This is a genomic window from Paenibacillus sp. GCM10027630, from assembly GCF_042676305.1.
GTDB lineage: Bacteria > Bacillota > Bacilli > Paenibacillales > NBRC-103111 > Paenibacillus_S.
This window is the reverse complement of record NZ_JBHTGY010000059.1, coordinates 93,385-117,406: the sequence shown is the minus strand read 5'-3', so window position 1 is coordinate 117,406 and position 24,022 is coordinate 93,385. Positions and strand designations below refer to the sequence as shown.

Annotated in this window: 16 protein-coding genes; 10 read left to right on the top strand and 6 right to left on the bottom strand. The window is 45.1% G+C overall.

Annotated elements, in window-relative coordinates:
- Nucleotides 1–355: 355 nt before the first annotated feature.
- Together ACFQ0C_RS30150 and ACFQ0C_RS30145 are read right to left on the bottom strand one after the other, a co-directional pair.
- On the bottom strand, nt 356–1,504 hold the full coding sequence (locus tag ACFQ0C_RS30150; RefSeq protein ID WP_379372285.1) for a polysaccharide deacetylase family protein: 1,149 nt from the start codon (nt 1,502–1,504) through the stop codon (nt 356–358).
- A gap of 106 nt (nt 1,505–1,610) precedes the next feature.
- Nucleotides 1,611–2,393, bottom strand: coding sequence for a DUF2161 family putative PD-(D/E)XK-type phosphodiesterase (locus ACFQ0C_RS30145; RefSeq protein ID WP_379372283.1), 783 nt, complete (start codon nt 2,391–2,393; stop codon nt 1,611–1,613).
- Nucleotides 2,394–2,760: 367 nt separating this feature from the next.
- Here ACFQ0C_RS30145 and ACFQ0C_RS30140 point away from each other — a divergent pair, with 367 nt between their 5' ends.
- The 3 genes from ACFQ0C_RS30140 to ACFQ0C_RS30130 all read left to right on the top strand — a co-directional run bounded on the left by ACFQ0C_RS30140 (nt 2,761) and on the right by ACFQ0C_RS30130 (nt 6,806).
- Complete coding sequence (locus ACFQ0C_RS30140) at nt 2,761–4,101, top strand: sn-glycerol-1-phosphate dehydrogenase (RefSeq protein ID WP_379372281.1); 1,341 nt, start codon at nt 2,761–2,763, stop codon at nt 4,099–4,101.
- 322 nt (nt 4,102–4,423) lie between these two features.
- Complete coding sequence (locus ACFQ0C_RS30135) at nt 4,424–6,319, top strand: PrkA family serine protein kinase (RefSeq protein WP_258214938.1); 1,896 nt, start codon at nt 4,424–4,426, stop codon at nt 6,317–6,319.
- 109 nt (nt 6,320–6,428) lie between these two features.
- On the top strand, nt 6,429–6,806 hold the full coding sequence (locus ACFQ0C_RS30130) for a hypothetical protein (RefSeq protein ID WP_379372278.1): 378 nt from the start codon (nt 6,429–6,431) through the stop codon (nt 6,804–6,806).
- A gap of 80 nt (nt 6,807–6,886) precedes the next feature.
- On the opposite strand, the gene ACFQ0C_RS30125 is transcribed toward ACFQ0C_RS30130, so the two are convergent.
- Nucleotides 6,887–8,461: a PAS domain S-box protein gene (locus ACFQ0C_RS30125; protein ID WP_379372276.1), complete on the bottom strand. Its 1,575-nt coding sequence runs from the start codon at nt 8,459–8,461 to the stop codon at nt 6,887–6,889.
- A gap of 586 nt (nt 8,462–9,047) precedes the next feature.
- Between ACFQ0C_RS30125 and ACFQ0C_RS30120 the strand changes: the two genes are divergently transcribed.
- The 7 genes from ACFQ0C_RS30120 to ACFQ0C_RS30090 all read left to right on the top strand — a co-directional run bounded on the left by ACFQ0C_RS30120 (nt 9,048) and on the right by ACFQ0C_RS30090 (nt 19,656).
- Nucleotides 9,048–9,833 carry a class I SAM-dependent methyltransferase gene (locus ACFQ0C_RS30120; RefSeq protein ID WP_379372274.1) on the top strand — a complete coding sequence of 262 codons (786 nt, stop codon included), beginning with the start codon at nt 9,048–9,050 and terminating at the stop codon, nt 9,831–9,833.
- Nucleotides 9,834–10,021: 188 nt separating this feature from the next.
- On the top strand, nt 10,022–11,935 hold the full coding sequence (locus ACFQ0C_RS30115) for a DUF2334 domain-containing protein (RefSeq protein ID WP_379372272.1): 1,914 nt from the start codon (nt 10,022–10,024) through the stop codon (nt 11,933–11,935).
- 264 nt (nt 11,936–12,199) lie between these two features.
- Entirely contained in the window at nt 12,200–13,828 is a 1,629-nt protein-coding gene (locus ACFQ0C_RS30110; protein ID WP_379372270.1) for a putative bifunctional diguanylate cyclase/phosphodiesterase, read from the top strand.
- 145 nt (nt 13,829–13,973) lie between these two features.
- On the top strand, nt 13,974–14,906 hold the full coding sequence (locus ACFQ0C_RS30105; protein WP_379372268.1) for an N-acetylmuramoyl-L-alanine amidase family protein: 933 nt from the start codon (nt 13,974–13,976) through the stop codon (nt 14,904–14,906).
- A 5-nt stretch (nt 14,907–14,911) separates the two neighbouring features.
- Entirely contained in the window at nt 14,912–17,029 is a 2,118-nt protein-coding gene (locus ACFQ0C_RS30100; RefSeq protein ID WP_379372266.1) for an ATP-binding protein, read from the top strand.
- A 200-nt stretch (nt 17,030–17,229) separates the two neighbouring features.
- Entirely contained in the window at nt 17,230–17,925 is a 696-nt protein-coding gene (locus ACFQ0C_RS30095) for a response regulator transcription factor (RefSeq protein ID WP_258214930.1), read from the top strand.
- 204 nt (nt 17,926–18,129) lie between these two features.
- Complete coding sequence (locus tag ACFQ0C_RS30090; RefSeq protein WP_379372263.1) at nt 18,130–19,656, top strand: extracellular solute-binding protein; 1,527 nt, start codon at nt 18,130–18,132, stop codon at nt 19,654–19,656.
- Between the two features lie 79 nt (nt 19,657–19,735).
- Here ACFQ0C_RS30090 and ACFQ0C_RS30085 read toward each other — a convergent pair whose 3' ends face one another.
- The 3 genes from ACFQ0C_RS30085 to ACFQ0C_RS30075 form a co-directional block, all read right to left on the bottom strand.
- Entirely contained in the window at nt 19,736–21,493 is a 1,758-nt protein-coding gene (locus ACFQ0C_RS30085) for a PdaC/SigV domain-containing protein (RefSeq protein ID WP_379372261.1), read from the bottom strand.
- A gap of 103 nt (nt 21,494–21,596) precedes the next feature.
- On the bottom strand, nt 21,597–22,895 hold the full coding sequence (locus ACFQ0C_RS30080) for a protoporphyrinogen/coproporphyrinogen oxidase (RefSeq protein ID WP_379372259.1): 1,299 nt from the start codon (nt 22,893–22,895) through the stop codon (nt 21,597–21,599).
- A gap of 14 nt (nt 22,896–22,909) precedes the next feature.
- On the bottom strand, nt 22,910–24,022 hold the full coding sequence (locus tag ACFQ0C_RS30075) for a glycosyltransferase family 4 protein (protein WP_379372257.1): 1,113 nt from the start codon (nt 24,020–24,022) through the stop codon (nt 22,910–22,912).

Genomic DNA, 24,022 nt, shown 5'->3' with positions numbered 1-24,022 from the left:
AAGCTAAGCAGGTCGCATAATTTTTTAAAAAAGAGCCCATGGATTTGGGATCAGTCTGACTTTCAAAGAATTGAATTATGAAATTGACTTAATGTGCATTTATTTCTTCATTTCTAGCTGAACCGGAGTGTTTTCTATGAAAATAGATGTACTTTCGCAGGTCTGTTCTCTCTACCAGCAATTTAGGTAGGAAAATAACTGCGTGTTTGCAGGATTTTTTTAAGGTCTGATGGTTGGTGGAGGGTCAAGAACCGATTTTGAGGTTGAGCCCTTTAGTAAGATAATATCCAAAAGTGGAATGAGATCGGAATCCAGCGCTTTTTGGTTGGAATCGGGTCTTTTTGCAATTGGATCACTATTTTTCGAATCTGTACCTCCACTTATCCATCGACTCCTCTCCATTAACAAAAATGCGTTTGAGCTTAAGACTATCTTGGCTTGGTGTTGTGATGCCTTGATCTATAGTAAATGCGTAACGGAAATGATGCTCTTTTAAAATTTTCAGTGTGGTTGCGTCCCATTCACCGTAAGGATAACAGTATACATCGGCTGTCGTTCCAACGATCTGCTCAATCTGGGCTCTTGCCTCCGTAATCTCGAAAGTTTGGCTTTTAGCGCTGAGTGTAGGCAAATGAGGATGCGTCATGCCATGGGGCTGAATATCCCAGCCTGCTTCGTGCATTTCCTTTATTTGATCCCAATTCAGAAAGTAGCCGTCCTCTACAGTGCCTGGAGACATAAATAAAGTTGCGTGAAAACCCAGCTTCTTCAAAATCGGCATCGCATGCTCATAATTATCCGCATAGCCATCATCAAACGTCAGCAGTATCGGTTTATCGGGACCTTTATCGATTCCTTCCATCATGTCAGAAAATTGCTTTAAAGTTAGTGGGGTATAGCCTTTATCAGCCAAATACTGCATTTGTGCGGCAAATTTCTCAGGTGTAATGGTGGCGGTGTTGCCCGGGTCTACGGTAATGCTGTGGTAATTAAGAACTGGAATACGCGCGGGCTTATCTGGTTTTACAGGTGGTGTTGCAGGTATTGCAGGTGTTGCTGGGGCCGCAGAAGCTGCGGGAATTGCAGAGAAGTTAGTACGGACTGAACTTGTGGATGCTAGTGCAGGATCTGCATCGGGACGATCCGCAGAATCATCAGGAATCGAATCGGTAACCATATCGGGATTTGCATAGGAAAGTAACCCAGACATAGCAGTGATAGCAGGCCCAGTGGTTGAAGAAACAGCTAACTGGGATCTAAAGGGAGAATCAAACCAAAGAGCAAATGGATCCGAATCGGGATTATATATTGGAGCAATCAGGGGATTGGGCTTATTCACGCTTCCGGCGGAAGAATGCCCAAAGACTGCTTTATCAGGTGCTTGGGCAAGAGCAGGTAGCATGGAGAAGCTAACCACCACCAGACAGAATAGTACGGTAAAGTACCAACGATGCCGAAGAAGTGCTTTAAGGGCTGCTTGAGCTGGAAGTGTCGGATGTTTCATAGGCACAGACTCCTTCATGGATAATCTATTACTCTATGCATATCCTGCGATAGAATGGATTATGACTGCAGATGTCTAAATTATAAAAAGTAAAAAGGAGGTAAGCCTATAGCTGATTCATCGGAGGAAGCTCTTCAACGACATTGGCGTAGGTTCTAAGAGCCTCTTCACCTTGTGGTGTAACCTTATATACACCGCGTTCCACACGCTGAAACCAACGGTAATAGTTTTTTTGGAGCTGACCGGCCGTGTGAGGATTACCTGTCAATTCACGCAGGCGACGTGGGCTTAGAGGTCCATGCTGATTGAGTAAGTAAGCTATGTGCAGCGCTTTTTCACGGTAAGACGTCATCAGCTTAAGCTTCGTACTCCCGCCTACATTGTAATCCGACCGGCGTTCCTTGAATTCATAGACGATCCTATCCGCAGCGCGCTTGTTATGACGCGGCAAAATAGCGGGAGCAGGCACGGGCTCAGGTTCAGCTTCAACCGGCTTGGGGCCATCATGATGAGTGAGGGATGCGACAGGCGGATGGCATTCCAAAAGGACGGTTGGTTTTTTTCGTTTGAAAAATTGTACCGTTATCATGCCCACTCCGAGCATTTGGCATAGCTTGCGAAGCTCTGGCCAACTGGCTCCGTGAGGAGCACGGCCTTTATTGGGAAGCTCGAAAGCGACGTATACCTGGCGGGTCAGCCGCAGCCTGTTGATCCCTTGTAAAAGCAGCGGGATTGAGAAGTTTTTTTTCAGTTCAACAATAACCGGCGGTTCGTCGCCTCTCATCGCAACTAAGTCACAATGGCGCACTTCGCCTTTAACGCTATACCCCAGCTGTTCGAAATACGATTTGACTGGTGCGTAAAGCTCTGTCTCTGTTTTGATCGCCACAGTCTTTCCGTCTCCTTTGAGCATAGTGATGGGATCGAATTATGAGTGGATATTACTCAATCGGATTTCCATTTCCATCTAAATTAATGTAATTATATCATAAGTTTGGTAGTATTGGATTAGTAGTCACTGCTATAAAGCATATTAACCTGTTAAAAAAAGCGGCAGCTTCTCTATAGATGACAACGTTCGAGGTTTTGTTATAGGATCAGACAAAATCTATAAAGCGCGTGTTCAAACAGTCTGCTTTGTAGCACCGTGAAGTATTAGTTTTCGTAGAAAACTCGCTTTGTGAGCTCTTAGAAGGAGGAGCGGAGTTACAAGCTTTTCAAAAATTACAATGAGGTAATGTAGGAGGTTCTTGTTTATGTTATCCGTAGAACAAGCAGGCCAAATAGATCCATGGTTGGGACAAAGTGTGGAATGCACTTGCGGTAAAACACATTCCGTATCCATTCGCAAAGTCGTTATTGAGCGCGGAGCGTTAGACGCGCTGCCTACCTATGCGCAGGAGCGTGGGTATAGCGAGCTTCTTCTAGTTGTCGACAAGAACACGCTGGATGCGGCTGGACGCGAGCTGCTTGGGCTGTGTGAAGCGGCTCATCTGAACGTGTCCTTGTGTGTACTCGGTGCCGACGAGCACGGGGAACTCGCCGCCGACGAGCGCGTCATCGTACAGCTGATGCTGAACGTGACGCCTGCGGTGCAGGCCATCGTGGCCGTAGGCTCGGGCACGATCCACGATGTGGTCCGTTTTGTGTCGCACAAAATGGACCGCGCGTTCTTCTCGGTGCCGACGGCCCCTTCGGTCGACGGCTTCGCCTCTGTCGGAGCGCCGCTAATTATCGGCGGCTTCAAGCAAACGATCGCGGCCTGCGCGCCGGAAGCGATCTTCGCCGACTTGGCGCTGCTGGCCAAGTCGCCGAAAGCGCTGATCGCCGCCGGATTCGGCGATATGCTGGGCAAGTACACGTCGCTGGCCGACTGGCAGCTGGGGCGAGTGCTGTTCGGCGAGCCCCATTGCGAGCTCGCGGATGAAATGACGCGGCAGGGTCTCGCCATGTGCGTCGACTATGTCGACGAGATCGCCGAGGGCAGCGAGCTGGGCATGCGCAAGCTGATGGAGGGCCTGACGCTGTCAGGCATCTCCATGCTGCTTGTAGGCCATTCCCGCCCGGCCTCGGGCGGAGAGCATCACCTCTCCCATTACTGGGAGATGCGGTTCATTCAGCAGCGGCGCAGAGCTCTGCTGCACGGGGCCAAGGTCGGCGTCGCCGCTGTGCAGATGGCGAAGCTTTACGAGGCAGCGGCCGCGCTGTCGAAGGAAGCTGTCGCTGCGGCGATAGCTGAGCGGCAGGCTCGCGGCGATGTGTTGACGCCCGAGCGGATGCGCGAGCAGATCCAGGTGGGCTACGGGAGCATCGCCGATCAGGTGCTGGCGGAGAACGGCCTGGCAGCGCTTGACGCGACAGAGTCAGCGGAGCAGCAGGAGCTGCCGCAGCGGCTCATCGAGCGTTGGGACGAAGTCCGCGCTGTGTGCGGCAGCGTGCCGCCCTCCGGGCAGCTGGCAGATGCGCTGCGGCGCGTTGGAGGCCCAACGACGGTCGATGAGTTGGGCGTTGAGCCTGAGCTGCTGGAAGATAGCTTGAAATATGCCAAGTACGTCCGTAACCGTTACACCATCATACGGCTTCATCAATGGCTCTAGCAGCCATTGCAAGCAGTCTTCTGACCGCAAGGTTTTCCTGACTCAGGGAATCAGCGGGAGGGAGGCTTTTTTTTGACTTAAAAAGGATTCAATGATCAAAAAGTTTTCGGGAAAGCCTGTTCGACATTCAATCTGGCATTCGCCCTGCTTTCCAGTTGTGAAGTCAGACTTATGTGCTTGTATGAATTTGAAAGCCTACACTCAACTCTAATTTAATATTAAATTTTCGGGCAACTTATCCCCCTAACTTGCATAGGTATTTACTACACTTCATTTCTTTGATGTTGTCATAGCAAAAGCACCGTACGGAGGAGGTTGACTCATGGACATATTCAAGAAAATTTCGGATTACCGCACAGAAACCGACAGATTGGCATGGACGGGAACCTTTGCGCAATATATCGTAATGGTTCACAAGAACCCTAGCTTGGCGATGACCGCTCACAGTCGAGTTTATAAAATGATCGCTTCGAAAGGTGTAGGAGATGATAACGGTAGACGCAGGTACCATTTCTTTGAACAGGAAATATTCGGATTGGATCTGGCAATTGAAAAGCTTGTTGAAGAATATTTCCATTCTGCAGCAAGACGCCTCGACGTCCGTAAGCGTATCCTCCTTCTCATGGGGCCAGTTAGTGGGGGCAAATCAACCATTGTCACTCTGCTTAAACGTGGTTTGGAGCAGTTTTCTCGTACGGATGAAGGTGCTGTTTATGCAATAAAAGGTTGCCCCATGCACGAGGAGCCTCTGCATTTGATTCCGCTGGAGCTGCGTCCGGAGGTCGAGCAGGAGCTTGGGGTGAAGATTGAAGGGAACCTGTGTCCTTCCTGCCAAATGAGGCTAAAAACAGAGTATGGAGGGCGCATTGAGGATGTACAGGTAGAACGTGTGCTTATTTCTGAGGATTCACGGACAGGGATCGGAACTTTCAGTCCTTCAGATCCCAAGTCACAAGATATTGCTGATTTAACGGGAAGCATCGACTTTTCAACCATTACGGAATTCGGCTCGGAATCCGATCCCCGCGCTTATCGGTTTGATGGAGAACTGAATAAAGCGAACCGGGGTATCATGGAGTTTCAGGAGATGTTAAAGTGTGACGAAAAGTTTCTGTGGAACCTGCTGTCATTGACGCAGGAGGGGAATTTCAAAGCGGGCCGCTTCGCTTTAATATCGGCTGATGAGCTGATCATTGCACATACGAATGAGTCCGAGTATAAATCGTTTATTTCCAACAAGAAGAACGAGGCGCTTCAATCCAGGATGATTGTGATGCCGATTCCTTATAATCTGAAGGTGTCGGAAGAAGAGAAAATTTATACGAAGCTAATCAAGCAGAGCGATATGGCACATGTTCATATTGCCCCGCATTCTTTGCGGGCGGCGGCTATCTTCTCCATCCTGACCCGGTTAAAGGAATCGAAGAAGCAAGGTATGGATCTTGTTAAAAAGATGCGCATGTACGATGGGGAAGAAGTCGAGGGTTATAAGGAAGCTGATTTGAAGGAAATGCAGAGTGAATACCTGGAAGAAGGAATGTCGGGGATTGATCCAAGGTATGTCATTAACCGCATATCCAGCGCGTTGATCCGGCAAGGACTCGAATTTATAAACGCATTGGATGTTCTGCGAGCTCTGAAAGACGGTCTGGATCAGCATCCGTCGATTACGAAGGAAGAGCGCGAACGCTACTTGAACTTCATCTCTGTTGCGCGTAAAGAATACGATGAGCTGGCTAAGAAGGAAGTTCAAAAGGCTTTTGTGTACTCGTTCGAGGAGTCTGCGAAAACGCTGTTTAACAATTATCTGGATAATATTGAGTCGTATTGCAATTGGGGCAAAGTTAAGGACCCGATGACCGGAGAAGACATGGATCCGGATGAGAGGCTGATGCGCTCCATCGAGGAACAGATCGGAATATCGGAAAATGCGAAGAAGGCATTCCGTGAGGAAATTTTAATCCGTCTATCTTCATACTCGCGCAAAGGTCACAGGTTTAACTACAGCAGTCATGAAAGGCTGCGCGAAGCTATTGAGAAAAAACTGTTTGCCGATATGAAGGATGTTGTAAAAATAACTACCTCAACCAAAACGCCGGATGGCAACCAACTAAAGAGGATCAATGAAGTTATCAAGCGTTTGGTTGAAGAACACGGGTATTCAACTGCTTCTGCCAATGAGCTGCTCCGATATGTAGGCAGCCTGCTTAACCGTTAGACAAAGACCAGGATATTCGCCCATTTTTTCAGGTAGGCATTCACCCCTTAGGCGATCGTACATATATTTTTAGTAGATCGCTATCTCAACATGAAAAGGGAGAACAGATATGTCTAAGCAACCGAAACAACGGGAAAAACAAAAGCAAGTGACCGTGACAGCTGTGCAGGTGCCAGCTAACAGACCTGAGCAGCATCTGGTACGGCCGCCTTTTCACGGAGGAGGTCATCAAGGAGGAGGCTTTCATGGTGGAGGAGGAGGCCATCAAGGAGGAGGGTTCCATGGCGGAGGCTTTCATGGTGGTGGGGGAGGATTCCATGGAGGGTTCAATAACTCACTCCTGCCTCTAATTGCTGTGGCTCCATTTTTGACACAACCGTACTATGCGCCATATCCATATCCGTATCCATACCCATATCCATATCCGGACGAAGATGAGTACCCATCTGAGTATCCATATTCGCCTTATGGATATCCTGGTTACTAAACCTCACCTATTCAAAAAAACACCTCTCGATCACATAAAATGAAGTGGTCAGAGGTGTTTTTATTGTGAAATGCTTGCATTCAATTTCCCTGCTGCTTCGGTTGAGCTGAGTGGCCGGGCGCTGTGGGCAATATAATTTCAACAGTTGTTCCCTCGTTGACCTTGCTGTGAATTCGCATACGTCCCCCATGGCTTTCGATGATTTTAAATGTGACCATCAGACCAAGCCCCGTGCCCTTTTCTTTAGTTGTATAAAAAGGCTCACCTAAACGAGGAATGCGCTCTTCAGGTATACCGCATCCTTCATCTGTGAAACGTATCATAATATGCTGGTGATCATAATTAAGGAGCTCCATGCGGATATTGCCGCCATCGGGCATCGCATCCATAGAATTGTTCAATATGTTGATGAACACCTGTTTAATTTGGTTTTCATCGCAATTAATTTTGGCTAAGTTGTCTTGCGCTTCTTCAGTAACAAGCTTTACTTTGTGAATCATTGCCTGTGAGCTCAAAAGTACGATGGTGTTTTGCAAAATTTGCATCGCATCCTTCGCTTCATAACGGACGGATTGCGGCTTCGCAATGACAAGAAATTCACTGACAATAAAATTAATCCGCTCCAACTCATCTTTCATAATTTCGAAATAGGAGTCATAACCGTTTACTTTATTTTGCATCAATTGAACAAAGCCTTTTAAAGAGGTTAAAGGATTACGTATTTCGTGGGCTACTCCTGCCGCTAATTGACCGACAATTGACAATTTCTCCGAACGGATTAACATTTCTTCGGCTCTCTTGCGCTCGCTGATATCTTTGCCGATCATATAGACGCCATTAAATTGACCGTTCACAACTATAGGAACATTTAAAATACTTAATTCCACGTAGCTTCCATTTTTGTGTAAGAAGGTCACTTCATAATGACGGGTCTGCCCCTGGAGTGTATCTGCAAAGTAATCATGCCAACGTTCCAATTGATCCGGAACAATTAAGTGGTGGATCGATTTATGAAGAAGCTCCTCTTCCGTATACCCTGTCATGGAGAACAAGGCCGGATTAGCGCTGGTGCAAAACCCATTACGGTCGAAGGAGCAGATAGGATCCGGATTATGGCGGAACAAAGATTTATAACGCTGCTCGCTTTGTTCCAATTGCTTTTCTGCCTTTTTCTTTTCGAAGATGGCTTGAATCATAGCGTAAGAACGAGCAAAACGGCTATCTTCCTCCTGAGCTAATATCGATTCTAAAATATCATCCTGAAATTCATCAGGGTCGGTGCTTTTATCCAGCTTCTTCAACTCTTCAAGCATGTTCATCACATTAATAATATGATCCTTGTGAATCCATGCCGCTGAGGCAGTTTTGGATTGTGTCTCGTGTTCGGGGCGCAAGGATACGATCCCTTTCTTGAGATCATATTCCGAAACATGATTCATATTAACTACGTTCATTTGGTCGATTAAGCGAAAGCCTTCCTCATACATCCACTCCTCGAAAGCTTCCAATGTTGCAGCCCAGTAGTATTTGTTATTCGCAGTGTGAATGACAAGTTCCTTTTCTTTCACTGACTCGATTTTAACTACATCATCCGAATGAATGATTAAGATATCGGATCCTTTTTTTCCGTCTCTTGTGACTGGAATTTTCTGCATTTAGTTCTGATCACCTGCCTGCCTACATCAATTAAAGATAACAATCGGATCTAATTCATAACAAAGCCGCACATATAAACCAAGCAGTGTGATCAAAAAAATGCAATTAAATCAACGCGGCAAGGGGAACGATAGATGTAATTATGGGGGCCCGAAGTATAACGGTTGATGACCGTTAGCCTACACAAACGTTTCCGAAAAGACTCCTGATATGCGTGTGGTACAAATGGCAAGCGCGCCAGTCATGACAGATATGGAAGGTAGAGGTGAAGCCGGCGTATTTAAACCGTAGACCGTAGACCACAATGTGGAAGCAATATTAAGTAATATGCTGTTGATGTGCATAATCGAGGCGGCCAAGCTCATGCGGAAGATCCGAAAGAATATTTAGAACACAATGAATTCATTATATCGTCAGAAGAATTCATAAGTAAATGAAATCTTTTAATTGTTTCGTTAATAATTATATATGAAAATGGACCTGCTCACGTTTAATTATAGGAATAAACTATTAAAGTGATTGTTATTATATATTTCCGTAATTAATGATCAACGACCATAATAGGATTTAAAGGAGCTGAATTTTATGGAGAAACCTGTAAATCAGGGGTGGAATGCCGGATTGTATGATAGTAAGATCGGATACGTATCACGTTTGGGTAAAGGAGTTGTAGAGCTGCTTAATCCACAGCCGAATGAGCGGATCATAGATTTGGGTTGCGGTACAGGTGATCTGACTCATGTTATTGTACAGCTTGGAGCTAGCTGTATGGGCATAGACGAATCGGCAGATATGGTAGGAAAAGCCAGACATAAGTATCCGTCGATATCCTTTGAAGTTATGGATGGACATGAATTTCGTTTGGATAAGCCGGTCGATGCGGTGTTCTCCAATGCAGCGCTGCACTGGATGAAGCAGCCGGAGCGTGTAATTGAATCGGTTCGGCTGGCGCTTCACGAAGGGGGAAGATTCGTTGCTGAATTTGGAGGCAAACGAAACGTGGGACGTATCTATGAGGCGATAGCCAAGGTATTAGGGGATTATGGGATAGATGCTAAAGAGCGCAATCCCTGGTATTTCCCTAGTGTGAGCGAATACAGCGGCTTGCTGGAAGCGCAAGGGTTTGAGGTGCGCTGGATGGAGCTGTACGATCGACCAACGGAGCTCGATGACGGTGAGGGTGGGCTTGAGCATTGGCTTGACGCCTTTGCAGGGATGTTTTTTGCAGGGCTTGCGGAAGAGCCGAAGCGTGAGGCCTATGCACGCTGCAGCAAGCTGTTGGAAAGGGAGCTATACAATGGTCAACATTGGATTGCTGATTACCGGAGGCTAAGGTTTTCCGCTGTGCTCGGAGCGGGAAGAATGATCTGATACAGGGCAATCGTTCCAGCAATAAACAATAAAGGAATAAAGTGACTGACAGCACTTTATTCCTTTATTTTATTTTAAAAAAGTGATGTTCGGAGCAAAGAAAATTTGGTACAATCATCGTAGTTTAACTAAAATGTAAACGCTTTAAATTTGTCGCTTTTAGACAGCCAGAAGGGAGCCGGCATACTGTGACATACTTAATTAAATTGAAATGGCTGAAATTCGTTTTATCTGCATTAGTTGTATGCGTATTGTTCACTGCTTACCATATTATCACAGTTGAAGGCGAGTCCAGTAATCCTCGCTTTGTGCTTATGCGGCTCGAGGATATCGGCCCGGGCGGGCAGTATGGATCTATGGAACAGCTTGGTAAGCTGCGGGCGGTACTGGAATATTTGCGTGAGCAGCACGTTAATTACCATCTGGCAGTCATCCCTCGCTGGGTAGATGTTTCGGCAGATGGAGCTCGGTACGATGTCTCACTAGATCAAACTGGAAATACGTATGTAGAAGCATACCAGAAGGTTTTGAAGCAGGCTGTCGGAGCCGGAGCTACTCTTGGGATGCATGGATACACCCATCAGGTCGGGAATGTACGAAGAGATGACGGGCATCAAGAATCAGGTATTGGCAATGAGTTTAATGTGCCAGGCTCTGATGAGACGCTGACGGCTTCTTTCGCTGAGCCGCGCTTGAAGGCAGGACTGGCGATCTTTAAGAATGCAGGACTGAAGCCGCAGTTCTGGGAGGCGCCGCACTACCGATCCACACCGGAGCAGGATCAGCTGTTCCGTAACTACTTTGGACTTCATTATCAGGCAGATGTGCAAACGGACCGCAATACACCGGTCGCCCAATATGTAAATGAGCGTAACAGAGGTTACGGCGCTCCAACGCTAGGGGCTGCTTATATCCCAACACCTTTTGATTATATTCCTTATAACAAAGATGAGAAATTGATTATCGACCGTGTGGGCAAATCTAATAATATCAGCTCTTTTTTCTATCATCCTTTTCTTGATTTTAAGTATCTGGTACCGGTAACCAATGATGAGGGCGAGCCGGTAGTACGAGACGGTTTGCCGGAATTCCGTTATCCCGCACAGGATAAAAGCTTGCTGCAAAAGCTTGTATTGGGATTAAAGGCAAAAGGTTATAAATTCTACTCCATTCAGGATTATATTCCTTTCACTCCATCGCAAAGCATTCAGATCAATCCGGGAAGTTTGCAGGATAAATTGCTTCTTGGGGATGTTACTGGAGACGGACAGAGCGATATAGTGAATTGGGATTCCAAGAACGGAAACATTACGGTGACACCCGGCTCATACAAAGGTATGCGCAATGATGCTCAGGCAGCATCTTCCGTGTGGGCGAATGTACCTTACAGGAACGGAGCTGCAGCAGCATTGGAAGACAAAGCTGCTGCAGAGGGGAAGAGGAATGGCTTATGGATCATGGATCCAATCGGCCTGCTGCAGCGGTACGACTCGGAGAACGGTCAATTTAAGCTCCAGAAAGAATGGAAGATAGCACCCCGCAGCTATGCTAATCTATATGTGATTCCAATGGGTGGCGGAGATAAAGTTATCGCTGGATTATCATTGGATCGATTGAATTTGTTCGGGTATTATGTGAACAAGGACGGGGGAATCAAGCCGCTCAAGCCCTACAAATTTAAAAATGAATTGAAAAACGAGATGCAGCTCCGTACGCAAGAAGATGGGACCAAGTCGCTGTTTTATGCAAGATCGGGTGCGGTCAACGGACTTGAACTTAGCTTGGATCAAGCTGCTATGTCATGGAAGCTCAAGAAGGTTGAGTTGAATATTCCTAATGAAGATGGGGAAATTCGTTTCGGAGACTTCAACGGAGACGGGAAAGAGGACATATTGCGTTGGAATTCCGAGCTCAAACGATTTACCGTATACCTCTTAAAGGGAACAGACGAGTATCAGCTGCTATCTGTATTCGGCCCTTGGGGAAGCCCGGGCTCGAAGCTAATTACGGTTGACTTGGACGGGAATGGAAAAACGGATTTGGCCCTTATTAAGCCGCAAGACGGTTTTGTGGATACTGCGCTGTCGTTTGAAAGCAAGTAGGCCTCATGGCTCACTTGAAGCATCTCTTACCATACAAAAAAGGATCCTGTGCTGCCCTCTCCTTGTGCAGCAGCAGGATCTTTTTCTTCTTGTACGGTGGAGAGGAGCGATTTGTCTAGGTAAAAAGAAGGATTTACTCAAGCTGTGGCGAATTATTCCAAGCGTGACGAACTTGCGTGATTTCTAGTACATGATGTCGAAAATGAATAAGGCGTTGAATATGCCGGACAAAGGGAAAAGCTACAACATAGGAGGCATTTTGCAATGTCGTTTAGAAATAAAATTATTGCTTTGTTTACATCGGCTGTTCTGCTGCTGATAGCTATGAACGATATCCTGCTTCACAGGCTTGCAGCACTAGCCTTGGATGCGGGATTTTCCCCTTACCTGCTATCTATTGCGATAGTACCCCCAGCCTTGATTATCGGCTATTGTATGGCTGAATATTTAGTACGGCCTATCCGTGGACTGAATAAGAGGCTGCAAGGTGAAAAGCTGGGCAGGCCAATTGACGAGCTGGATGCGGTCGCTGAACATATCGATTTTATCCGCCAGCAGATGCATCAATACCAAGATGAGCTGATGAGCAAAAGTAAACAGATCGATTTTTATTCTCACCATGACTTTCTGACGGGCTTACCCAATCGACTACTGTTTAAAGAGCTGTGCAGCAATGCTCTGGATCAATCCAGTCGACATGAGAAACCAACGGCGGCTGTCTTGTTTCTTGACTTGGACCGCTTTAAAATCATCAATGATATGTTCGGCCATACCAAAGGGGACGATCTGCTGCGGGCTGTAGCAAGAAGGCTATTGCAGCATATCCGTTCGAATGATATCGTTTCACGGATAGAAGGCGATGAATTCGTATTGCTGCTGCCAGATTCAGATAGAGAAGAGACTATGCTGACTGCGCAGCTGCTGATTGACGAGCTTTCGAAGTCGTTTGTACTTGAAGGCAATGAGTTTTATGTTACACCGAGTATGGGAATTAGTATGTTTCCGGTTGACGGTACCGATGTGGAGACGTTGGTGAAGCATGCCGACACGGCTATGTATTTGGCCAAGGAGCAGGGGCGGAATCATTACAGGTTCTACACATCGGATATGAATGAGCGGATGACCAAGCAGGTGGAGCTGGAGAAAGGTCTTCGCAAAGCGTTGGAGCGGCAGGAGCTGTCGGTTCATTATCAGCCGCAGGTCGATCTGGATTCAGGCAAAATTACAGGCATGGAAGCGCTGCTGCGTTGGTCCCATCCCGAGCTTGGCAACGTATCGCCAGCAGAATTTGTGCCGCTTGCCGAAGAAAATGGAATGATCGTACCGATAGGGGAATGGATTCTCCGGAAAGCCTGCTTGCAAAATAAAGAATGGCTGGATGCAGGGCTCTCACCAATGAGGGTTGCTGTTAATTTGTCTGCTCGTCAGTTTCAACAGCAAAATTTGGTGGATGTTATAGCGCGTATTTTGGATGATACCGGCATGCCAGCCCAATATTTGGACCTTGAGATAACCGAGAGTGTGGCTATGTTTAACGAAGGATTAGTCATCACCAAGCTGCACGATTTAAAAAGCTTGGGCATTAAAATATCCATTGATGATTTCGGCACAGGGTACTCTTCATTAAGCTACTTAAAAAAGTTTCCCATTGATTCATTAAAGATTGATAAATCCTTCGTCGCTCATGTGATGCATGACCGTGACGATGCAGAAATCATTTCCATGATCATCTCGATGGCACGGAATTTAAGATTCAGTGTCATTGCAGAAGGGGTGGAGAATGAGGAGCAGCTGCAGTTTTTAAGGGAGCAGCAATGTACGGAGGGACAAGGGTACTTGTTCAGCAAGCCGATGGATCCATTGGAACTGAAGCCTTTATTGGTTAAAGTATAAAGGGAGCAGGCGAACCGCAGAATTACCACTAACGAACTACAGCAGATCGTAACACACACCGAAGAGCCCGCAGAGACACCCGATCTGCGGGCTTATTCTGCATGTAACGAATTCCACAATATAACATCCAGGAGGGATGCATACTTTGAAAAAACTGCATGCAAGTGGTATCACTGCAATTGTCGCCGCCGCAGTAGCCTTTTTTGCGCTCACTTATGCCCATCAGCCCAGCTCAGTGAAGGAGGATTTAAGCAGAGGTCGCGAGGTGCCTGTTGCAGCTGCTATTATGCCGTCAAGTATTCAAGCTTCTACTCCTTCTGTTCCTGCGAATCTCAATCTGGAAAAATCACAGGAGTCGGAGACGATCCCGGAAGCAGCAGTGCCTGTATCAGAGAAGGATTCGGCGAATCCGGCGAATCCGGCGAATGAAGCAGCAGTCTCTCGCGGCTTGATATACTTGGATCCCGGTCACCAGCGCAAGGGGGATTCCAGGCAGGAGCCGATCTCCCCGGATTCCAGTGCAACGAAGGCGAGGGTTACAGGAGGAACAACAGGCGTTTCTACGGGGAAACCGGAATATGTGTTAAACCTGGAGGTGGCATTGCTGCTGAAGGAAGCTCTTATCAAGCGGGGGTTCGAGGTATTAATGACCCGTGAGGATCATGAAGTGAATCTCAGCAACGTGGAACGGGCCGAGATGGCGAATGCTGCTAATGCACGGTTGGCTGTAAGGATTCATGCCGATGGCAATGACTCGGCCAAAGCCAAGGGTTATTCCGTGCTTTATCCTGACAAATCGGTTAGTGTAACCCGAGGCATTCAGGCGGATAGCCTGCTTGCTGCTGAATCGATATTAGGAGCTTTGAAGGCTGGTACGAACGCTTCATCAAGAGGGTTGCAGCCGCGAAAAGATTTAACAGGATTCAACTGGTCAACGGTACCCGTTGTGCTAGTTGAAATGGGCTTCATGACAAATCCTTCGGAGGATGAAGACATGTCCGATCCGGATTATCAGCTGCAGTTGGCGGAAGCTATCGCCGTAGGGATCGATCTATACATGGTTCAAAAGGAGGATTAGCTCGAGTGTTATGGATTAAGAGTAAGCTTAGTGGTTGGATACTCCTCTTCTTCCTCTTAATGATAGTGGCAGTGCTTACACTGCCTGAGATTCAGGGTAAACCAGAGGAATGGCTCAAGGGAAATTCCCCCAAGGCCTCTCAGGGCGTTATGAATTTGGCGGATTGGAATTTTAAAGAAAAGGGAAGCTTGAGACTCAATGGGGAATGGGAGTTTTATTGGGCACAGCTGTATACGCCAGAAAGCTTTGCCGCCAAGACTACTATTCAAGCACCCGAGATGGCTGTTGTTCCTGGTTCGTGGAATAGACAGCCTATCAATTCTAAATCCTATTCGGGATCAGGCTATGTGACTTACCGATTAAAGGTGATGCTCCCAACGAGCGGCCGCACCTATGCAATGAGCGTTCCCTTTATCACGTCAGCGTATCGTTTATGGATCAATGGAGAACTTTTGGCAGAAGCGGGTAAGGTTGGAACTTCCTACGAGGATTCCTTCGCCATGTATTCAACCAAGACAGTAGGCTTCCACTCGAATAGCTCAGAGATTGAAATTTTGCTTCAGGTATCTAATTTCCATCATATGAAGGGAGGGCTGCGCCAGCCGTTTGAATTGGGCCTTTTCGATCAAATCGTTCCTCAAAAAGAAATCAGCGTAGGCTTTGATATGCTGCTGTTCGGCAGCTTGATGATCATGGGGCTTTATCATCTGGGTCTATTTTCCATTCGATCAAATGATCGCTCTACGTTATATTTTGGATTATTTTGTATATTGATTGCGCTCAGAACTATTGTGATAGGTGAAATTGTGCTTCTAAAGATATTTCCGTCATTTCCATGGGAGCTCGAATTGAAGCTTGAGTATATTAGCGCATATTTGGCGTTAGCCTTTTTCGTTCTATTCATCGGCGAATTGTTTCCGAATGAAAGCAGCAGGAAAATTCAACGATGTTTTATTCTCATCTCAATCTGTTACACTGTGCTGACAGTTGTAAGCCCTACGATTGTTTATTCACGATTTTTACTTAGCTTCCACGTAGTTTTAGGATTCGCGATTGTATTTGAACTTTATGTGCTGATGCGGGCATGGTATCTACAGAGGCCAGGCTGCTCCATTATTTTAGTGGCCAGCTTCGTATTTGCGGTATCCATCATAAATGATATGATTTACGCCAACGAATGGCTAAGTACAACAGGGCGTGCATCCGGTTTTGGCTTATTATTTTTTATTATTTGCCAGTCAGGTGTGCTGTCGATGAAGCTTTCGCGCGCTTTTTCCAATGAAGAGAAAATGTCGGCAGTATTGGCTCAGATGAACAGCAGCTTGAGTGTCAAAATTAAAGAGCGTACAGCTGATCTGGAGCTGGTTAACGATGAGCTTATGGTTAGAAACAGTGAGATGTCCCGTTTGGAAATATCGCGAAGCCATCTTTTAAGCAATATTTCACATGACTTGGGAACGCCGCTTACGACGATTCAGTGCTACGTAGAGGCTATACTCGATGGTATAGTGGATACGGAAGAGCAGCGTAAGCAGTATATTCAGCTGATTCATGGAAAAGTGCTCGGCATGGGCAGGCTGATTGAGGACTTATTTCAGTTGTCTCAATTAGAGGCCAGGCAGGTTGCTTTTCAAAAGCTTTACTTAACTACCGAGACTTTAATTCATTCGCTATTCTCCCGGTATGAGCTGGATGCGAGGAATGCTGGTATCAGCTACCAATTAATAATTAGTGGCAATGCGGCAGAAAGCGGGAATTTCTCCACAGTTCAAGTAGATGTCGAACGGCTCCATCAGGTCTTCTCCAATCTTATTTATAATTCGATTAAATTTACACAGGCAGGCGGGGAGATCCAGGTGGAGATGATCGATGATGGCGATAAGGAGATGTTATGCCGGATTTCGGATACAGGAGCTGGAATTACGGAGAATGATATGCCGTTTATTTTTGACCGTTTCTACACTAGCAACAGATCACGCAATTCGGTGTCAGGGGGGAAAGGACTGGGATTGTCCATATCCAAGGAAATTATCGAGTCCCATGGCGGGAAAATTTGGGTGGGGCGTTCGGTATTAAATGCCGGAACCGAAATTTGCTTTACAATTCCCGTACAAACTTCTTGACCAGTTGCTGTCATTTGTCTATTCTTGAACTAATAGCTCGAAATTAATAAGATTTATAATAATCATTCTAATCACAGTGGTGGAGCTGAACTATTCTGATATTGTAACAAAAGCTGCCGCTAAGACATAAATATTTACTCGCCAAAAGGTCTTTGAATGGAAAATATTTTCATTAATAAGTAATGGTGGTGCTATATAAATTGGCTGGACAAACTATTTTGGTTGTAGAGGATGATCCGGAAATCCGCGATGTCATCCGATTATATTTGGAAAAGCACAAGTTTACTGTTGCCTTGGCGGATCGTGGCGATGAGGCGCTTCAGCTGGTTCGGACTGTGCAGCCTGACCTGATTATTCTCGATGTGCTGCTCCCCGGAAAAGATGGATTTGAAGTATGCAAGGAAATTCGCCAGGAGACTTCTGTTCCTGTTCTATTTTTGAGCTGCAAGAAAGAAGAGCAGGATAAGATAACGGGTCTTACTCTAGGCGGCGATGATTATATAACGAAGCCATTTAGCCCGAATGAATTAATTGCCCGAGTTCAAGCGAATTTGCGCAGGCCTTATTTTTCTAATAACCCAACATCACATCCAACTAAACTGGAGTTTGGAGCTTTATATATTGATCTGCTGAGCAGAACAGTCAAAGTAAATGAAATCGAGATCGTATTGTCCAAAAAAGAATTCGATTTATTGAAGTTTTTGGCTGGGCGGCCGGGTCAAACGTTTAGTCATGAAGAGCTTTTCCGTGAGATTTGGGGGCAGGAGAGCTTTAATGATACCCGTACTATTATTGTCCATGTCAGCAATTTGCGCAAAAAGATCGAGCCTGACCCTTCAAATCCCCAGTATATTATTAATGTGCATGGCGTTGGTTATAAATTTATCCTTTCCTAGATAAGGAAGCATCCAGGTCAAAGTAATCGTTAGCTGTAAAGCGACTTGTGTCTCTGTTCCAGTTGGACTATGGAATGGAGACTTTTTTGTTGGCATAAATGGAATTGTGGTTATGGAGCATGAACATGATAAAATATGGCTATGTATGTTGATATGGGTCATTTGGCCGGGTTATACTCCGTGCTGCCGAAGGAGGTTGTATTAATGAGGTTCAATAGAGGGTCTGCGCGGATGATTGGCATTGCTCTGCTTACAGCAAGCCTAACAGCAGGATGCGGCAATCATGCAAGCTCAGAGGGGAATACGAAGAAAGCCGGTGAAACTGCAGCGGATAGCGGTCCTCTGGCCATCAGTATAGCTATGACGCAAGTCAATGATATTCCAGCTAAAGGAAATGAAGTGGAGCGGGCTATCGAGAGCTATACGAATACCAAACTCGATATTCAATGGCTGCCCAATGCAGCCTATGATGAGAAAGTAAATATTATGATTGCTTCGAATGAAATGCCGACTTTGCTTAAGGTGAAATATATTCCGACCATTATTAGCGCTATTGAATCGGGATTGTTTTGGGAAATCGGGCCTTATTTAAAAGACTACAAAAATTTGGCTGCCCAAAATCCGCAGTACTATGATAATATTTCGGTCAATGGAAAAATATATGGCATCCCGACCTATCGCGATATCGGACGAGCATCGGTTATTTACCGCAAGGATTGGCTGGATAGTTTGGGCATGAAGCCGCCGATAACCGTCGATGAGTGGTACAAGGTGCTCAAAGCAATGACTTTGGATGACCCTGACAAGAATGGGAAGAACGATACCTATGGAATGGCTTTGTCCAAAAAATATAACGAAGGCAGTGCAGCGTTGACGACTCGCCTGTCCGTAGCCCTTGGCGCTCCCAACAAATGGGCCGTTCAGAACGGCAAGTTCACGCCTGATTTTATGACAAAAGAATTTAATGATGTAACGAAGCTTCTTAAACGGCTGTATGATGAAAAGCTGATGAATACGGACTTTGCAGTAATTGATGATTCGGAAATTGAAAAAATATATGATTCCGGCAGGGCAGGTGTTCGGATCGCCGTTACAGGCAACGCGAAGAGCATGCAGGAGCGTCTTGTCAAAACGGTTCCGAGCGGTGTATTCGATATGATGCCGATGACTGGACCGCGAGGAATTCGTGTTTCAGGTGAAACAGGCAATAGCGGGTTCTATTTGCTGCCTAAGTCCAAAATTAAGGATGAAACGCAGCTGAAAAAGATCCTTTCTTTTCTTGATAAGCTGATGGATGAGCCGATGTCGACCTTGCAGATGCGGGGGATTGAAGGGAAGCATTTTACCAAACTGGAGAACAATGAGGTCGAAATTAAAGATTTCAACGCTTTTCAGCGTGAAGTTAAGCCTTACCGTGATAATCTGCTTAATTTGGAGGGGTATAATGTTGCTTCTCTAAAGGATACGCCGCTTGGTGAAAAAGGGACGAAGATAGCTATGGAAAACGCCAACTATGCGATACCGAATCCGGCTTTAACCTTATCATCCGTGACATATTCGGAGCGGGGCAAGGAGCTTGAGCAAATGATCAATGATGCGCAAACCAAATATATCATGGGTAAAATAGATGAAGCAGGCTGGCTGGCTGAAGTGGAGAAGTGGCGCAAAGCCGGCGGCGACAAGCTGATCAAGGAATATGAAGAAGCTTATGCAAAAGCTGGTAAGAAATAAGGCTTGGCCAAATAAGAAAGCCGTCTCTAAAGGAGAATTTACCTTTAATGAGACGGCTTTTACTTGCTCGATAGGTTTCTTATTTAATGCTGACGGAACCGGAATCGGATTGAACCTCTGCTTTTAACACCATGGAGAAGAAGTCTACGGGTACATACATCAGTCCGTCTTCCTTGATCACTGGAGCTTGGCCTAACGGGAACGGAGCCATTTTATTAAATATATACGAATCTTTGCCTGCCTGCAGGCTAGTCCATTGAGCACCTTTATTGATTTCAACTAATTGCTTTTCCTCATTCCATTTCACGGTATAACCCAATCTCTCAGCGATGATGCGAAGAGGGACTAAGGTTGTTCCATTATCGCTCATATAGACTGAGGCCTCAACGGAAGATAGCTCTGTACCGCCTACCGTTAGCCGGGCAGGTGCGGATACATTCGAATTTTTCACCAGCGCTAAGCGGAATTCAGGGATGCCTGTTGAATACGGCGCTATTTCGTAGGGTTCGAACACAATAACGGCATCGCCTTTTTCAATATAAAAGGATTGAGTATCCGAAATTCCATTAAAGCTGTCCTTGAAAAAATTCTCAGGATGCTGGGCTATTTGCTGCCTTATCTGTTCATTAATGTGCTCCTTGTAGTTGTCTCCGAATAAATCCTTTAATTCAACCGGGGAGGCCTGCGGCTCGTCACGAAATGTGTAAGTATCCACCCGCTGTATTCCGTGCGCCCCACCTGTGTAGGTATCGGTTATTATTTTGACAGAGACCATGCTGCTGTTAGCGTCCCCTCCATCAGCTTTAACCTCGAACAAAATGGTGAGCGAATAAGGTCGCATTTTAATGCCGGATTCGGTCGCTTTAGCCTCATCTGCTTTTGCTTGCTTCTTCAGAATATCCAGATCGTCCATCGCATGCCGCTCGATAATATCATTGAGCTGTGCTTGATAGCTTATATCCTTAAGTCCATCGAAGACCGGGATGTTCAAGTTAGAAGTGACATTGCCGGAGTCCTCTTTTACGGTTTTTGTTGTTATTTTTACGTTACGCTGCTCCTGGCTTGTATTATTGTTAAGTGAAATAGGGAATTCAGGAGAACCCGACGAGCCTGGAGCTATTTGGTACTTTTGAAAAAGAATAACCGCGGACCCTTTCTCGATGTAGAATGCTTGTGTATCCGATATTCCTTGGAAGCCTTCCTCGCCTTTGAAAAAGTTTTCAGGATGTTTGGCAATTTCCTGCTGAATATGCCCGTTAACGATCTCTTTATAGCTATCTCCTAATAAGTCCTTCAGCTCGATCTGCTTAGCTTGTGCTTCGTTTAACACATTATAAGTATCAATCCGCGGCATTCCGTTTGCTCCGCCTGTGTAAGTATAGGTTGTCATTTTGATCGAAAGAAGGTTGGCATTGGCCGCTCCTCCATCAGCTTTAACTTCATATTGGATATTTAAAGTATGAGGTCTCATTTCGTAGCCTGCTTCTTGTGCATTTACCGCGGCATCGCTTGCGAGCTTCTTGATGTTAGCCAAATCCTCCATGGCCTGGCGGGAAATGATATCGTTAAGCTGATCCTGATATTGGGTATCCTTCATTCCTTCAATGATCGGGATCATGATGTCCGCCTGATATTCAGCAGTTTGTTCTTTAATCGCTTTACCAGTAACCTTAATTCCTTGCTGTTGATTTAATGATGCGGATATAGGGATAACCGTAGCTGCCGAGGTGACAACTGCTTCCTGCAAGCTGCTTGCGTAAGATACCTGAGTAGCCGAAGCTGCTATGAAGCAGCAGCCTGTTATACTTAATGTGAGCATTTTGAATGAATGTTTCATAATGACTGCCTCCTTGTTGTGTTAATGTACTCAGTATAAGTGATAATAGTAAGCAGTTGGTTACAAAGATGTTACAGCTGGAGTTGATCGGGTAGTACTTCACTCAAAACGCTTTAGTAACTAATGCTTGAGGGAATTTTTTGGCTTTAGTCAGGTCACGTAAAGCTAATTTATTCGCTAAGTCCCACGCCTGCTGCATATCCTCATGCTGGCTCGACCAATGCCAACTCCCATATCTTCCAATGCTGTAGATTCCAGCGTTCTCCAAATAGTGATGAATAACTTTTGTCGTTGATGTATCAGGAAGGCAATAATTTTGAGCCAGATAAAAAGCTTTTGTAGTTACGATCTCATCTGCACTGCGGATAAACCCGATTTCAATGAGTTCCTTTATTACTGTCGGTATGATGGCTAATGCTTCCTCTTTATTACTAAAAAATAATGGAGAGCACTCAACATACATAGAGCAATACCCTATTGGCGCCAGTGAGGATTCAACATTACTATAGAAACCTACACGATAAAAATGGAGGTCGGGGTCGGGGAAATAAACCCAGCTCAGATCACCTTGCAGATGAGTTTTTTTCACCCCAAGATTCAAAATCATACCTCTGCTCGATTTTAATTGCTTCGATAACTCCAGAATAGGGTCATCCACATCACTAATAATGCCGATTAATGAATTTAATGGAATGGTTGACACAATGGTGTCCCATGAAACTCTTTCATTATTAATGACCATCGTCTTATTTTTAATGTTGATGGACTTGACCTTTTTTTTGTAGTTAATTTTCAAATTATCAGCTAAAAAAAAAGGAATTCCACTCGCACCTATATCTCCTTTTGGATATAGAAAGTCGCCGTTATACCCAGTGATATTTCTATGGGTTCGAACATTACGGATGGTTTCAAATTTTCCAACGCCAATTACAGACAAATCATAAATACCATACATTTTTGAATTGTAATCTTTAAAAAATGACTCATATAAAGTTAATCCATAGGATTGCAGAAGCATTTCTTCATAGTTGTTGTATTCTTGGAAATTATTAGCCGATTGAAGCTCCTGTTTAACATCGTTTACAAATTTTTTGTCGGGGTGTCCAATATAACTTTGCTGAATAGGGAACTTAAAAAAATGCTCGTGCAGGTATACAAACGCATTGCGAGTATGTGCTTGCAGTTCAAGACCCTCCAGGATGTCTAATACGGCAGGTGTGCTTTTATAATGGAACCAGTGACCGCCTATATCAAATCCAAAGGTGCCCACTTTGGTCTCCACCTTATAGGATAGAGCTTTCCCGCCCATATTCTCACATGCTTCAAGTATATTAACTTCTTCACTGCAAGCCTTTGCAAATGATAATCCTGTCACTCCTGCTCCTATAACATGAATAGTCATCAGTATCGCCCACCCTATTCTAGCCCTATACTTTTTTTTATAAAATGGTTTACTTTGCGGACATCGTATTTGCTAACTGCGATTTCTCGGCTCTTTATGCCCATTGCTTGAATGATGTCAGGGTTCATAATGAACTTCTCCATGGCCATAGCAAGTGCTACATAATCTTTTGCAGGAATCAAAAAACCATTTACGTTATTTACAACCGTTTCTCTGCAGCCCGGGGAATCTGTTGTGACGACAGGTAATCCCATTGCCATTGCTTCTAATGTCGATTTAGGAGTGCCTTCTCGATAAGAGGGTAAAACAAACACACTTGAATCAGCTATGAATGGACGTACATCGGTTGTTTCACCCAAATACTCTATTATTCCCTGATTAACCCATTCATTTATTGTTTCTCTTTTTATTGAACTAGGACTTTTGACAAATGGCCCCAGAATTTTAAATTTAGCTTGGGGGTATTTTTGTTTGAGCAGCTTGGCCGCCTCTATAAATTCAATGATACCTTTGTCGAATATGATTCTTGAAATAACAAGGAAGGAAATCGGATTAGCTTTAGGAGGGGAGTAGGTGAATTTATGGATATCAACGCCAGAACCATTTACAATTACAGCATCTTTGCTTTTACCAATTAATTTAAGTGATTTAAATAAAGACAGGTCATCCGGGTTTTCAAAAAATATTTTATTGCTAAATTTTAATGAGAGCCTGTAAAGCATTTTCACAATAATTAACAGATTTTTTTGCAAAACCGTATTTCCTATAAAAACATACCCTATACCTGTTATGAACGAGAAAGTACTTTTTATGTTTGCCAACCGTGAGGCGATGGTCCCATAAAGGACAGGTTTTATTGAATAACAAATTACGATGTCCGGCTGTAGACTTTTAAGTTGTTTAACCAATATATGTAAGCTGTAACTATCATAAAATACATTTAAACCTGTGTTATTGAGTGGAATTGTTATTAAGGTGACTCCAATGGCTTCAAGTTCCTGTTGAAAGATATTATCCGCGGCTAAAGCTACTATCTCATTTCCTTCTTGTTTCATGTCTTTTAACAGGTCCCAACTAAAATTGATATAGTACTTAGAATATGGAACAATACATACAATTTTGGCCAT